The organism is Bacillus sp. WMMC1349 (assembly GCF_013155385.1).
Taxonomy (GTDB): domain Bacteria; phylum Bacillota; class Bacilli; order Bacillales; family Bacillaceae; genus Bacillus.
Genome location: NZ_JABJUQ010000007.1, coordinates 3,211,668 through 3,225,362, shown reverse-complemented (window position 1 = coordinate 3,225,362; position 13,695 = coordinate 3,211,668). Strand labels below are relative to the sequence as shown.

The window sequence follows — 13,695 nt, the reverse complement described above, 5'->3', positions numbered from 1 at the left end:
GGAAGATGGCATTTAATTTAAAAAACCGGCATTTTTTAACTCTAAAGGATTTTACACCGCAGGAAATCGATTTTTTAATTGAGCAGTCGATTGAATTTAAACGATTAAAATACGCAGGTATTCCACATCAAGTGTTGGCAGGAAAAAACATTGCCCTATTATTTGAGAAACCTTCAACACGGACACGTTGCGCTTTTACAGTGGCATGTATCGATTTGGGTGCACATCCAGAATATTTAGGAAAAGGCGATATTCAATTTGGCAAAAAGGAATCAAATCGTGATACCGCCATCGTATTAGGGAGAATGTTTGATGGTATTGAATTCCGCGGGTTTAAGCATGAGACTGTAGAGGCTTTAGCAAAGTATGCAGGTGTTCCTGTATGGAATGGGTTAACAGATATGTTCCATCCAACACAAATTTTAGCTGATTTTATGACCATTAAAGAAAAGCTTGGTTATCTGAAAGGGATTAAGTTTGCATATGTTGGTGATGCAAGGAACAACATGGGGAACTCACTCATGATAGGCTCGGCTAAAATGGGAATCGATTTCCGCGCTGTTAGTCCTAAAGAACTGTTCCCGAATCAGGAACTTGTTGACTATGCAAAGGGTGTAGCGCGTGAAACTGGTGCCGCTATTACGATAACCGATGATGTTGCCGAAGGTGTAAAAGACGTAGATGTGATCTATACAGATGTTTGGGTTTCTATGGGAGAAGAAGACCAATTTAAAGAAAGAATTGATTTGTTGAAAAAATATCAAGTCAATCAGCAAATGATGAATATGACAGGGAAAGACCATACATTATTTATGCACTGTTTACCAGCCTTTCATGATTTAGAAACACAGGTCGGTAGAGAAATCCATGAAAAATTCGGATTGGATGCAATGGAAGTGACTGATGAAGTTTTTCAATCAAAAAACAGTGTGGTCTTTGATGAAGCTGAAAATCGGATGCATACGATCAAAGCTGTTATGGCAGCAACACTTTCATAACAGCATGAGAAATTGTAAATGTCAGCTCTGTCTCTAAAGGCAGTCTGACATTTATATTCATAAGGGAGGTCATACATCATGGCAGAAAACGAAAAAAAACTTGGGTTAGCTGCCTTAATCGCTTTAGTTGTAGGCTCCATGATTGGTGGAGGAGCTTTTAATATAGCAACAGATATGGCGGGTGGCGCCGGAGCAGGTGCGATTATCATTGGCTGGATTATTACGGGAATCGGAATGATTGCCTTAGGTTTTTCATTTCAAAACTTAACGAATAAACGACCCGATTTAGAAGGCGGAATTTTTAGTTATGCGAAAGCTGGATTCGGAAATTATTGGGGTTTTAATTCTGCTTGGGGTTATTGGTTATCTGCATGGCTTGGAAATGTAGCATATGCCACATTATTATTTAGTGCTCTTGGCTATTTCATTCCGGTCTTTAATGGCGGAAATGTACAATCGATTATTGGTGCCTCGATTCTTTTATGGGTCGTTCATTTCTTATTACTGCGCGGCGTGCAATCAGCTGCCTTAGTGAACTTAGTTGTCACCATTGCTAAATTGGTACCGATATTCCTGTTTATTATCCTTGGAATTTTTGCTTTTAATATCGATCAATTCACCTTTGAATTCTGGGGTGAAAAAGGATTTGATTTTTCAGATGTATTGAATCAGACAAAAAGTACGATGTTAGTGACATTATGGGTATTTATCGGGATAGAAGGTGCAGTTGTTCTCTCAAGTCGCGCTAAAGAAAAAAGTGATGTAGGTAAAGCGACAATGATTGGTCTATTGTCGACATTAATCATTTACGTTCTTATTTCACTGTTATCAATCGGCATCATGCCTCGTGATGAATTGGCTGGATTAAATAGTCCATCAATGGCTTATGTGTTAGAAGAGGTTGTCGGTAAATGGGGAGCAACCCTTGTTAATTTAGGATTAGTGATTTCCGTACTTGGAGCTTGGTTAGGCTGGACACTCCTCGCTGCAGAATTACCATATATCGCTGCTAAAGATGGTATACTTCCAAAAATGTTTGCGAAGGAGAACAAAAATAATGCACCTGTCAACTCATTAATCATGACAAATGTATTGATTCAAATATTTTTGCTCACATTTTTAGTTTCAGAAGAACCGTATAATTTTGCTTTTTCAATGGCAAGCTCGACCATTCTCATTCCATATTTATTTTCCGCCCTCTATCAGATGAAATATAGTATACAGAATAAAGAAACGAAGCATGTTGTCATTGGATTAATTGCAGCTATTTATGGGGTTTGGTTATTGTATGCTGCTGGACTTAGTTATTTAGTATTGACATCTGTTTTATATTCTTTAGGTATTTTTGTCTATGCTTATGCCCAAAGAGAAAATAATCGGAAGGCATTTAATGGACTTGAGATGACATGGGCAGTCATTTTCCTCATCACTGCAGTAGTCGCTATTTTTATGTTGTCAACAGGAAATATCAGCATATAGAAATCAAGGAGGATATATCGTGACAAAAACAATTGTCTTAGCACTAGGCGGAAATGCAATTCAAACAGGGAATGGAGCAACTGCAGAAGATCAAAAACGAGCTTGTTCTCAAACAGCAAAACAGCTTGTAGAATTGATCAAAGAAGGGCATCGACTTGTACTTACCCACGGAAATGGACCGCAAGTCGGAAATATTGTGCTTCAGCAGCAAATGAGTCAGAGTGAGACTCTTCCGGCTATGCCACTTGATACGTGTGGTGCAATGAGTCAAGGGATGATTGGCTATTGGTTACAAAACGCCATTTATGAGGTCCTAAAAGAAAACAATATAGAGAAAAATGTTGTATCATTGGTCACACAAGTGCTTGTGGACAGCCATGACCCCGCATTTGAAAATCCCACAAAGCCCATTGGCTCTTTTTACACAAAAGAAGAGGCTGATCGCTTAGCAAAAGCAAATGGTTATAAGATGATAGAAGATTCGGGCCGCGGTTATCGTCGTGTCGTTCCATCACCTCAGCCGATTGATATTCTAGAAAAAGAAGCGATCAATGATTTGTTGGCGAAGGATCACCTTATTATTGCAGGAGGCGGCGGTGGAATTCCAGTCTCTCAAAAAGGGAATCAACTTGAAGGGATCGAAGCTGTCATCGACAAAGATTTTGCATCTGAAAAATTAGCGGAAATGATAGATGCAGATATGCTGTTAATTTTAACTGGTGTTGAAAACATCGCAATTAACTTTGGAAAAGAGAATGAAAAAAGATTAGCTCATATTTCGGCAGCTGAAGCGAAACAATATATGGAAGAAGGGCATTTTGCTCCAGGAAGTATGCTTCCAAAAGTAAAAGCAGCTTTACAATTTGTAGAATCAAAAAATGAACGCAAATCAATCGTTACTTCTTTAGAGCATGCTTATGAAGCCATACAAGGTAAAAAAGGAACAGTGATTGAGACATAGGACGAATGGACCGGGTCGTAAAAAAGACCCGGATTTTTTTTCAAAAATCTGTTTTGAAAATATGTTGTTTGTACTGTTCTGCACCTTGAGCTAATTGCTCTTCTCCGGCTGCATTTGTATTGTAAAAAACAAATGGCGGTCGGTAATTCGTTCCAATAAAGTTGCTTGTAGCCTGAAAGGGTTTTAACAGTTCACTGATGGGAAAATGATTGGACCCACCGGCTTGATAGACTTCTGCAGGACCACCTGTAGAAATAGCAACCATAAAATCTTTGCCGCGAAGTGCTGTTCCGTTTGTTCCGTATGCCCAATCGTAAAGGAGAACATGATCAAACCATTTTTTTAAGAGTGGTGGTGAACTGTACCAGTAAAGAGGGAATTGAAAGACAAGTCTGTCATGTTCTTCACAAAGCTGTTGTTCTTTTTCTACATCAATAATCTCGTCCGGGTACTTTTTATACATGTCACGAAATGTGATATCAGGTTTGTCTTTCAACTTCTCTGCAAAATATTTGTTGACAACGGACTGTTCCATATGAGGGTGAAAGGCGGATACCAATATTTTCACTTGAATCACCTGCTTTCCATTTTCTCCAATTTTAAATGATACATTGTGATTGAATCAATAAAAAAGCTTGTATTAAAAGGTGAGAGGCGGAGAGTTTTTGTCGAGTTTCTTCAATTATATATACCCAGAAATAAAAAGTCTTTATCCGCAGTTGCGTTAAAGACTGGAATTAATCGTTTTTATGTGTTTTTTGTCTTATGTAGAAAATCTTTTACTTCTTGAATAGATAGTCCTAGTTCTTTTGCTTCGTTCATCAATGATCTCCACTCGCCAATATTTGCTTGGGTTAGTTCTCTGCTCCGATAAAGAATCCGTTCTTTTCTTTTTTGTTTAAGTCGATGTGTAAATTGGAAAAGTTCTTCCTGATTCATTCCGGCTTGAACGGCCTGCAATAGATGGGTTCTCCATTCATCTTCATGTTCAGACCGCTTATAAAGAATCACCTCAGTATCAAACAGTTCTTTTAAATCTATTTTAAGCGCTCGAGAAATTTTTTTGAGAAACTCGATAGAAGGGTTTTTGTGGACCCCACGTTCAATTTTACTTAGATAAGATTTTGAGACGCCTGCTATATCAGCAAGCTGGTTTATGGAGTATCCGTTTCTTTTTCGGTACATTCGAATCACTTTGCCGATCATGCTTATCCTCCCCTTCCCCCTGCTAGTCGAATTTAAACGCTTTCTTGTTCATTATAAGAAATATATCGTTCTTTATAAAATTCAAAAATGTAAGATAGGAACAGAAAATGAAAGGAAACGAACGATTTTGTTCGTTAAAGAGAACCATATAGCATATTTCAGCATTTTTCAAGCCGACAAAATTCTTTTATAATCCAATCATTAACAAGCGGCATTTTCCTGAGGAGGCAGTCATGAAAGAAAATTTCAACTTTAGAGAATTGGTTGCAATATTAAGAAAAAGAACCGTTCTTATTCTTGTTTTGACGATAGGTGTAACATTGATTAGCGGAATCATTCAGTTCTTTATGCTGACACCAATCTATCAGGCTTCAACCCAAATTTTAGTACACCAAGTGGGCGAGAAAAAGGGGAATGCCACATTTAGTGATATTCAAATTAACCTCCAGTATACGAGAACGTTCCAAGCGCTTATGAAAAACCCTGTCATCTTGGAACGGGTAAGGGATGAACTTGATTTAAAAGAATCAATTGGCAGTTTGAGCGGGAAAATTATGACAAGCACTGAAAGTGAGTCAGAGATTATTAATATCTCGGTTCAGGATGAAAACCAGAAAAAAGCGGCTGAAATTGCGAACACGCTAACAGCTGTCCTAAAAAAAGAGATTAAACAAATTATGAAAACCGATCGGATTACCGTTCTTTCAAAAGCAAATGTTGTTGAAGCACCAACTCCGATTAAACCAAACTATAAATTGAATTTATTACTGTCATTTGGAGCTGCATTGATGACTGGTATAGCCTTAGCATTTTTCCTTGACTTTATCGATGATACGGTGGCAAGGCCTTCACAAGTTGAGAAGGAAGCCGGCTTCATTTACTTAGGCAGTATAGAACAATTGAAAAATAATAACAGCGGTTTCGGCGATGATCACAATTCGAACATGCGTATGAAATCGGGAAGGAGTGAGCCTTTTGGGTCATAGAAAAAAGCGTTCTCGAGAATATGATTCAGCACTTGTCGCTTTACATCAGCCTCATTCACCAATTGTTGAGCAATATCGGACGATTCGGACAAACATTGAATTCTCTTCTTTTGAAAAGCCTTTCAGATCATTGCTCATTACTTCAGGTCTACCAGGGGAAGGAAAATCGTTTTCTGCTGCGAATTTGGCAGTTGTTTTCTCACAACAGGAGAAAAAGGTTTTGCTTATCGATGCTGATTTAAGAAAACCTGCAACACATAAAATTTTTCATCTTGATAATCGATTTGGTGTAACAAATATCTTGATGGGGAAATCTTGTTTAGACCATGTTGTACAGCATAGTGAGGCGGAAAATCTCGATGTTTTAACAAGCGGCCCAATCCCGCCAAACCCAGCAGAGCTTCTTTCTTCACATGCAATGGAAGAACTTTTAAAAGAGGCGAACGAACAATATGATCTTGTGCTTTTAGATTCTCCACCACTTTTGCCAGTTGCGGATACGCAAATTTTGGCAAATTATGTTGATGGAAGTATTCTTGTCATCTTAAGCGGAAAGACAAAGTTGGACAATGCGCTCAAATCAAGAGAGATTTTAAGTTCATCTAAAAGCGAGCTGTTGGGAGCTGTATTAAATGGACGGAAAGTGAAGAAAGCTCGCCAATATAATAGCTATAAATAGTGCAACTGGACAAGCACAAATGGTGATGTCTCTTTACCTTTATCAATAGAGGCACTCGGCTCTACTGTGGGTAGTTTTGTTTGACAGCCTTAGATGCAAAGTCGTCGTTGGTGGAGTGTGAGGAAGGGTTAGATGCCCTCTTTATCCATGTGTTTTCTAACATCGGGTACTCAATGGTCGTATCTTTTTAGCTTATGGGATTTTGCCGGAAAAATCCTATTAGCTAGAAAGATACATAGGAGGTTAGAACAATGACATATCGAAGAAGACTATCCATGATAACCGCACTCGATTCATACTTGATTTTGCTGTCTATTTTTATTGGCTACCAGTTAATCTTGCCATCATACGCATTATACCCTTCTGAAATGATACTGGTAACCTCATTTATTTTATTGTTTGGACAGCATGTATTTGCCCATTTGTTTCACCTTTACAAAAAAGTGTGGGAATATGCGAGTGTTGGGGAATTATTCGTTTTATTAAAATCGATCACTTTATCACATCTCGTAACAGTTATTATTGAGCTATGTATCTTTCAAAACGTGCCGGTCCGCCTTTTATGTGTAAGCTGGCTTTTCCAACTTATGTTGATTGGCGGGTCACGGATGATGTGGAGAATCATCAGGGAACACGTGAACAAAAGAAACAAGGAAGCGACTAGAGCACTGATCATTGGGGCAGGAGCAGCCGGTAGTTTAATTGTTAAGCAGTTATTACAGAAACACGAATTGGATATTGAACCAGTTGCCTTTATTGATGATGACAAAACGAAACATCGGCTTGAAATCATGGGGGTTCCCGTTTTTGGCGGGAAGGAGAAGATTACTCAAGTCGTCAAACAATTGAATATCGATATGATCATTATTGCTATTCCATCCTTGAGCGTTGCTCAACTTCAAGAGATGTACAAAGCTTGTGCGGAAACGGGTATAAAAACGCAAATTATGCCAAAAATTGATGAGATTTTGCTTGGCAGACAGTCAGTTGGTCAGCTCCGCGATGTCAAAGCAGAGGATCTTCTTGGAAGAGAGCCCGTACAGCTTGATACGAGCGAAATTTCGAATACTGTTAAAGACCGTGTTGTTCTTGTTACAGGTGCCGGTGGTTCAATTGGTTCGGAAATCTGTCGGCAAATTAGCAAATTTAAACCCAAATCTATTATTCTCGTAGGTCACGGCGAAAACAGCATTCACTCCATTTTACTTGAACTGAAAGATAAGTTTGGGAAAAATATAAACTATTATCCAGAAATTGCGGACATTCAAGATAGAAAGAAAATGTTTTTACTAATGGAACGTTATAGACCGAATGTCATTTATCATGCAGCTGCACATAAGCATGTTCCATTAATGGAAAAATGTCCGCGGGAAGCCATCAAAAATAATATTGTCGGTACTAGAAATGTCGCGGAAGCTGCTGATGAAAACGGAGTGGAAACATTTGTGCTTATTTCATCAGATAAAGCGGTTAATCCAGCCAATATTATGGGAGCGACAAAACGATTTGCCGAAATGCTGATTATGAATCTTGGTAAAACAAGCAATACCAAGTTTGTCGCTGTTCGATTTGGAAATGTTCTCGGTAGCAGGGGGAGCGTTATTCCAATTTTTAAAAAGCAAATCGCAAAAGGTGGTCCAGTAACAGTCACACATCAAGATATGACCCGCTATTTTATGACCATTCCGGAAGCTTCTAGACTGGTTATTCAAGCAGGGGCGCTTGCAAAAGGGAGACAGATTTTTGTGCTTGATATGGGAGAGCCAGTTAAAATCGTTGATCTTGCCAAAAATCTTATTCAGTTGTCAGGTTATACGGTAGATCAAATCAAAATAGAATTTACGGGTATTCGACCTGGTGAAAAAATGTATGAAGAACTGCTAAATCAAAATGAAATTCTCGCAGAACAAGTTTTTCCAAAAATCCATATTGGTAAGGCGATAGACACTGAATGGACGACTTTAAAGACATTCATGGAAGAATTTATGGAATTTCCAGAACACGAATTAAGAGAGCGTTTATTCAGGACAATCGGACATCAAGAGAAAAAATTGGTGACAGCGCACTAGGGGGATGAGCATGACAAAAACAGTTTTGTTTTGCGCAACAGTAGACTATCATTTTAAAGCGTTTCATCTACCATATTTAAAATGGTTTAAAGATCAGGGCTGGAATGTTCATGTGGCAGCTCAAGGCAATATGCCTCTTCCTTTTGTCGATCGAAAATTTGATATTGCAATAGAACGCTCTCCTTTTCATCCTAACAATATAACGGCATATCGCGATCTGTTGCGTATTATCAATGAAAATCATTACGACATCATCCATTGCCATACACCAATGGGCGGGGTTTTGGCTCGTCTTGCTGCCCGTAAACAAAGAAGACGAGGGACAAAAGTGATGTATACCGCTCATGGTTTTCATTTTTGCCAAGGTGCACCAGTGAAAAATTGGCTGTTATACTACCCGATTGAAAAAGTGCTGTCTTTTTTAACTGACTGTCTGATTACAATTAATGAAGAAGATTATCAGCTTGGTAAAGTTTTGCGAAAAAAGATGCGAACCGAAAAAATACATGGTATTGGAGTGGATACCAAGCAGTTTCAGCCAGTTGATGAAGAAGAAAAAGCCCGGCTTAGAAAGAAATATAACCTTAAAGACAAGGATTTCATTCTCATCTATCCAGCAGAACTGAATACCAACAAAAACCAAGTGCTTTTAATTGAAACAGTTGCACGGTTGCACAAAGATATGCCAAATATAAAGCTTGTCTTGGCTGGAAAAGGGCTGATGGAAGAAGACTACCGCCGCTTGACAGAACAAAAAGGAATCGCTTCACATGTCCTGTTTGCAGGATTTCAAAAAGAGATTCATGAATGGATCAAACTTGCTGATGTATCTGTTGCTTCAAGTATTAGGGAAGGTCTGGGGATGAATCTGCTGGAAGGTATGTCAGCTGGTAAACCGGCTGTAGCAACAGACAACCGTGGTCATCGCGAAGTGATTGAAGATGGAGTAAATGGTTTTCTTATTCCACAGGGAGATACTAAACTTTTTAGCGAGCGGCTTTTGAGTCTCTATCATTCTCTTCAATTGCGGAAACAAATGGGCGAAGCGGGACGAAGCATAGCGGCAATCTTTTCTGAGTCATGTACAGTAAAAGAGATGGCCCATATCTACACATCTTTCATGAATGAAGAAGCAACTGCAAAAAGGAGGCTGGAAGGATGACAGGCAGACAAAAACCAAAGGTTTCTGTCATTATGGGGGTCTTCAATTGTGAAGACACGCTTGCTGAAAGCATTGAATCCATTTTGAAACAAACCTATCATAACTGGGAATTGATCATATGTGATGATGCTTCAACAGATCAAACATATCAAATTGCCAGTCGGTATGCTTACCAATATCGGGACAAAATTAAGCTGATCCGAAATAAAAAAAACATGCGGCTTGCTGCTTCATTAAATCACTGTCTCAAGTATGCAGATGGAACATATATTGCGCGTCAAGATGGTGATGATCTTTCATTAGCCAAACGTTTTGAAAAACAAGTCGCGTTTCTGGAGTCACAGCCCCATTACCAAGTTGTCGGAAGTGGAATGATTGCCTTTGATGAAAATGGGGTCAGAGGTGTCAGGATGCTGCCTTCTTCACCAAGTCCAGCCATTATGGCAAAAGGAACACCTTTTTGCCATGCGACGATTATGATGAGAGCGGAAGCTTATCAAAAACTGGAAGGTTACCGTGTATGCCGGAGGACAAGGAGAATGGAAGATATCGATTTGTGGCTCCGGTTTTTTGAAGCTGGTTTTAGGGGTTATAACCTCCAAGAAGCTTTATATAAAGTAAGGGAAGATGAATCAGCATTTAAACGGCGGAAGTTCAGCTATTCGATTGATAATGCTTTACTAGTCTTTCAGGCTTGCAGACGATTAAAATTGCCACTCTATCACTACGTATATATGATGAAACCGATTATCAGAGGGTTCATGCCTCATTTTATCATGAACAAATATCATAAAAAGAGATTGATGAATCAAGGTGGAGGGGTCGTAAAACATGAATGACAGCGGGAGACCAAAACGGGTACTTCACATCGTCAGTGGAATGAACCGCGGCGGAGCAGAAACGATGATTATGAATATGTATCGTCACACAGATCGGCGCCATGTTCAATTTGACTTTATATCCCATCGGGAAGACACATGTGATTATGACCCGGAAATCATTTCCCTTGGAGGCCGCGTATTTTTTGTGCCAAGCATCGGTCAAGCAGGGATCAGGGCTTACATTAAAAACTTAAAGAACATTTTCATTGAGAAAGGTCCATTTTCAGCTGTTCATGCTCATACCGATTTTCAGACCGGTTTTGCAGCTTTGGCTGCCAAACTTGCGGGTGTTCCGGTTCGTATTTGCCATTCCCACAACACAGCATGGAAGCCGAATCCGCGTTTTTTGGATACGATACAGCTCCATGTGTTTCGCCGTCTTATTCTTGCATATTCAACAACACTATGTGCTTGTGGTGAAGAAGCAGGACGTTTTTTATTCGGTAAAAAAAAGATGAATGAAAACGGAGTACATCTTTTACAAAACGGGATTGACCTTCAACGGTTCAAAGAGGCGAACGACTGTATAAAGACAGATATTAAAAAGAAGTTTGCTATTCAAGAAGATTCATTAATTATCGGACATGTTGGTCGTTTTTTTGAACAAAAAAATCACACTTTTTTGCTTGAACTCGCCGCTTGTTTAAAGAAGACAGGTAGATCCTTTCAGCTTGTGTTTGCGGGTGATGGACCACTGCGTCAACAGATAGAAGAAAAAGCACGTAATCTTGGATTAACAAACGAAATCATTTTTCTCGGCGTTGTTGAAGATATACCTGCTCTCATGCAGGCTTTTGACGTATTTGTGATGCCATCTTTGTTTGAAGGACTCCCGCTTGTTCTTGTTGAAGCACAGGCTTCAGGTCTCCCTTGTGTCATCTCAGACAGAATCACACAGGAAACAGATTTAGGTCTTGGGCTAGTGAGCCGCATCAGTCTTGAAGCAGGAGTAGAACGCTGGGTCGAAGAAATGAACCATGCTAGTGATCAGGAAAGACCGGCATGGTCAAAGATTCAAGCTACACTAACAAATAGAGGCTATGATGCCAAGACCAACTTAACAAGACTTATGAATATTTATTCGATTTCTGGTGCAGAAGGACAATAAGATGACTATATATATCGTGAATTTAGGTGTCGTTTTTGTTTGGTCATGGTTTGCAAAAATGTATGGAAGAGAAGATTTATCAGTGCCAACAGGCTATCGGCCGAATCCGCTTTTAACCGTTGTCCCGCTAGCTTCCTTGATGATTGTTGCCGGACTCAGATACAAAGTCGGTACAGATTATCATACGTACATGTTGCTTTATGAATTGGCTGGTAAACACGAGAGTATTTGGGGAATTTTTGGTTTCGGTTCAGCTAAAGCAACAACAGATCCTGGATTTACTGCGTTTTTATGGATCTTAAACAAAATGACTGCTGATCCGCAAATCATGTTTGCTTCTGTAGCTTGTATTACATATATTTTCATTGTCAAGACGCTTTATGATTACGGAAGACCATTTGAATTAAGTATGTTTTTGTTTATTGGGATGTTTCACTATTATGCATCATTCAATGGAATTCGTCAGTATATGGTGGCAGCTATCCTGTTTTGGGCGGTTCGTTATATTATCAACGGCAATTTCCTGCGTTACACAGTCATTGTCCTGATTTGTTCACTGTTTCATTCGTCAGCTTTAATTATGATTCCGATCTATTTCGTTGTCAGAAGAAAAGCATGGTCACCAGTTCTCTGGTTTCTCACTTTTTTATTTCTAGGGGGAACATTTTTGTATCAAAAATTCCTCTCGGTTTTTCTGGTCGTTCTGGAGAACAGTTCATACGGACACTATGAAAATTGGCTGGCGAAAGGTACAAATGGGATGAATATCATTAAAATTGCTGTTCTTTTCCTGCCGCTTTTGCTTGCTTTTTTCTCCAGACATCAGTTGCGGCAGCGCTGGCCTGAGATTGATTATATTGTTAACCTTTGTCTCATCGGCTTTTTGTTCGGTTTGCTAGCGACAAAGGATGTGATTTTTGCAAGGTTCAATATTTATTTTGGACTTTTTCAAATGATTCTCGTTCCTTATTTTGTTCGAATATATGAACCGAAATCGAATGCGCTTTTATACGTTTTAATCGTGATTTGTTATTTCTTTTACAGTTTTAGTCTCATACCATTTGATTCTGCAGTGCTACCATACCGAACCATTTTTGAACGGTAAAAATGTCGACAAAGGAGTAATCTTAGTGGAAAACCCAGCAGTTAGTTTACTGGTTGCAGTATATAATACAGAAGCTTTTTTGCCGAACTGTTTACGGTCTTTGCTCAATCAGACTTTGAAAAATATTGAAATTATCATTGTGAATGACGGTTCTACTGACGGAAGTCAAGAGGTTATCGATGATTTTGCTAAAAAAGACAGCCGAATAAAAACAATCGTTCAGGAAAATCAAGGTTTAGGTGCTGTACGGAATAAAGGAATAGAGGCTGCCTCAGGTGAATACGTCGCATTTATTGATTCCGATGACTGGATTGAAGCGGATTATTGTGAAGCGATGTATGAGAAAGCCCAGCTAGGTAAAGCCGACCTTGTCCTATGTGACTATGCTGTTGAAATTGAGGATACAGATAAAACAGTTTATCCGGAAGTTGGAAAAGCATATAAGGAAAAACCAACAGCTGAATTAATTGCTGATTTGTTGAAAGGTAAGGTCAGCGGTTTTTCCTGGAATAAGCTTTACAGTAGAGACTTAATTAAGCGACATCACCTCACATTTCCACTCAGGGATGAATTGGAAAATATTGAAGATCAGTATTTCAGTTTTAGATGCTTGCTTTTTGCCAATCATGTGGCATTTGTAACAAAACCACTCTACCATTATAGAGTTCATTTATCATCGATTGTCCAAAAATATCAGAAAGGGCTGTTTCAAAACGGATTGACTCTTTATGAAGCAAACTTTGATTGTTTGACAAAGCATGGAAAACTATCACCTTTTCATGAGGCATTGCAAGTTTTTATGATCAATCATGGTTGCAACAGCATTTTGAATGAGTGTAAAAGTCAAAACAAAAGCCCTTTATCAGAAAAATATAAAAATATTAGCCGTATTTGTGCCTGCACAGAATTCAGAAGGAAGATTCCAACAACCCAGCCGACAAATTTTGATGCGAAGAAAAGGCTGCTTCTGATGCTGATACGGTTGCGCTTCACCCCAGCTGTATATGGGTTCGCGGCGATTTATCAAAAAATGATAGAGTACAGAATGAAGAAATAGGCGG

At 39.0% G+C, this 13,695-nt stretch carries 13 protein-coding genes; 11 read left to right on the top strand and 2 right to left on the bottom strand.

Annotated features, from left to right (window positions below; genetic code table 11):
• The first annotated feature begins 5 nt into the window (after nt 1-5).
• The 3 genes from argF to arcC all read left to right on the top strand — a co-directional run bounded on the left by argF (nt 6) and on the right by arcC (nt 3,438).
• Entirely contained in the window at nt 6-998 is a 993-nt protein-coding gene (gene argF / locus HOO54_RS18965; protein WP_172298017.1) for an ornithine carbamoyltransferase, read from the top strand.
• A 78-nt stretch (nt 999-1,076) separates the two neighbouring features.
• On the top strand, nt 1,077-2,477 hold the full coding sequence (gene arcD / locus HOO54_RS18960) for an arginine-ornithine antiporter (protein ID WP_172298015.1): 1,401 nt from the start codon (nt 1,077-1,079) through the stop codon (nt 2,475-2,477).
• Nucleotides 2,478-2,493: 16 nt separating this feature from the next.
• Nucleotides 2,494-3,438 carry a carbamate kinase gene (gene arcC / locus HOO54_RS18955; RefSeq protein WP_309244914.1) on the top strand — a complete coding sequence of 315 codons (945 nt, stop codon included), beginning with the start codon at nt 2,494-2,496 and terminating at the stop codon, nt 3,436-3,438.
• A 40-nt stretch (nt 3,439-3,478) separates the two neighbouring features.
• Here arcC and HOO54_RS18950 read toward each other — a convergent pair whose 3' ends face one another.
• Nucleotides 3,479-4,006 (bottom strand): NAD(P)H-dependent oxidoreductase, encoded by a 528-nt coding sequence (locus HOO54_RS18950; RefSeq protein ID WP_172298011.1) that lies wholly within the window; start codon nt 4,004-4,006, stop codon nt 3,479-3,481.
• Between the two features lie 179 nt (nt 4,007-4,185).
• Nucleotides 4,186-4,644, bottom strand: coding sequence for an HTH-type transcriptional regulator SlrR (slrR, locus tag HOO54_RS18945; protein ID WP_172298009.1), 459 nt, complete (start codon nt 4,642-4,644; stop codon nt 4,186-4,188).
• A 233-nt stretch (nt 4,645-4,877) separates the two neighbouring features.
• Between slrR and HOO54_RS18940 the strand changes: the two genes are divergently transcribed.
• The 8 genes from HOO54_RS18940 (at nt 4,878) to HOO54_RS18905 (ending at nt 13,691) form a co-directional block, all read left to right on the top strand.
• Complete coding sequence (locus tag HOO54_RS18940) at nt 4,878-5,630, top strand: YveK family protein (protein ID WP_172298007.1); 753 nt, start codon at nt 4,878-4,880, stop codon at nt 5,628-5,630.
• The gene (locus HOO54_RS18935) at nt 5,620-6,309 is read left to right on the top strand and encodes a CpsD/CapB family tyrosine-protein kinase (protein WP_172298005.1); all 690 of its coding nucleotides are present in this window, start codon (nt 5,620-5,622) and stop codon (nt 6,307-6,309) included. The genes HOO54_RS18940 and HOO54_RS18935 overlap by 11 nt, the downstream gene beginning before the upstream one ends.
• 251 nt (nt 6,310-6,560) lie before the next feature.
• Nucleotides 6,561-8,378 carry a polysaccharide biosynthesis protein gene (locus HOO54_RS18930; RefSeq protein WP_172298003.1) on the top strand — a complete coding sequence of 606 codons (1,818 nt, stop codon included), beginning with the start codon at nt 6,561-6,563 and terminating at the stop codon, nt 8,376-8,378.
• 10 nt (nt 8,379-8,388) lie between these two features.
• Complete coding sequence (locus tag HOO54_RS18925) at nt 8,389-9,540, top strand: glycosyltransferase family 4 protein (RefSeq protein WP_172298001.1); 1,152 nt, start codon at nt 8,389-8,391, stop codon at nt 9,538-9,540.
• Nucleotides 9,537-10,379, top strand: coding sequence for a glycosyltransferase EpsE (epsE, locus tag HOO54_RS18920; protein ID WP_172297999.1), 843 nt, complete (start codon nt 9,537-9,539; stop codon nt 10,377-10,379). The genes HOO54_RS18925 and epsE overlap by 4 nt, the downstream gene beginning before the upstream one ends.
• The gene (locus tag HOO54_RS18915) at nt 10,372-11,529 is read left to right on the top strand and encodes a glycosyltransferase family 1 protein (protein ID WP_172297997.1); all 1,158 of its coding nucleotides are present in this window, start codon (nt 10,372-10,374) and stop codon (nt 11,527-11,529) included. The genes epsE and HOO54_RS18915 overlap by 8 nt, the downstream gene beginning before the upstream one ends.
• Before the next feature lies 1 nt (nt 11,530).
• Nucleotides 11,531-12,634: a biofilm exopolysaccharide biosynthesis protein EpsG gene (gene epsG / locus HOO54_RS18910; protein ID WP_172297995.1), complete on the top strand. Its 1,104-nt coding sequence runs from the start codon at nt 11,531-11,533 to the stop codon at nt 12,632-12,634.
• A gap of 25 nt (nt 12,635-12,659) precedes the next feature.
• A complete protein-coding gene (locus HOO54_RS18905) occupies nt 12,660-13,691 on the top strand; it encodes a glycosyltransferase family 2 protein (protein ID WP_172297993.1) in 1,032 nt (343 codons plus the stop codon).
• The last annotated feature ends 4 nt before the right edge of the window (nt 13,692-13,695 follow it).

Coding starts and splice junctions, on each gene's coding strand:
- HOO54_RS18930 (WP_172298003.1), top strand. CDS start 6,561: ATGACATATCGAAGAAGACTATCCATGATAACCGCACTCGATTCATAC.
- epsE (WP_172297999.1), top strand. CDS start 9,537: ATGACAGGCAGACAAAAACCAAAGGTTTCTGTCATTATGGGGGTCTTC.
- arcD (WP_172298015.1), top strand. CDS start 1,077: ATGGCAGAAAACGAAAAAAAACTTGGGTTAGCTGCCTTAATCGCTTTA.
- epsG (WP_172297995.1), top strand. CDS start 11,531: ATGACTATATATATCGTGAATTTAGGTGTCGTTTTTGTTTGGTCATGG.
- argF (WP_172298017.1), top strand. CDS start 6: ATGGCATTTAATTTAAAAAACCGGCATTTTTTAACTCTAAAGGATTTT.
- HOO54_RS18915 (WP_172297997.1), top strand. CDS start 10,372: ATGAATGACAGCGGGAGACCAAAACGGGTACTTCACATCGTCAGTGGA.
- slrR (WP_172298009.1), bottom strand. CDS start 4,644: ATGATCGGCAAAGTGATTCGAATGTACCGAAAAAGAAACGGATACTCC.
- HOO54_RS18940 (WP_172298007.1), top strand. CDS start 4,878: ATGAAAGAAAATTTCAACTTTAGAGAATTGGTTGCAATATTAAGAAAA.
- HOO54_RS18925 (WP_172298001.1), top strand. CDS start 8,389: ATGACAAAAACAGTTTTGTTTTGCGCAACAGTAGACTATCATTTTAAA.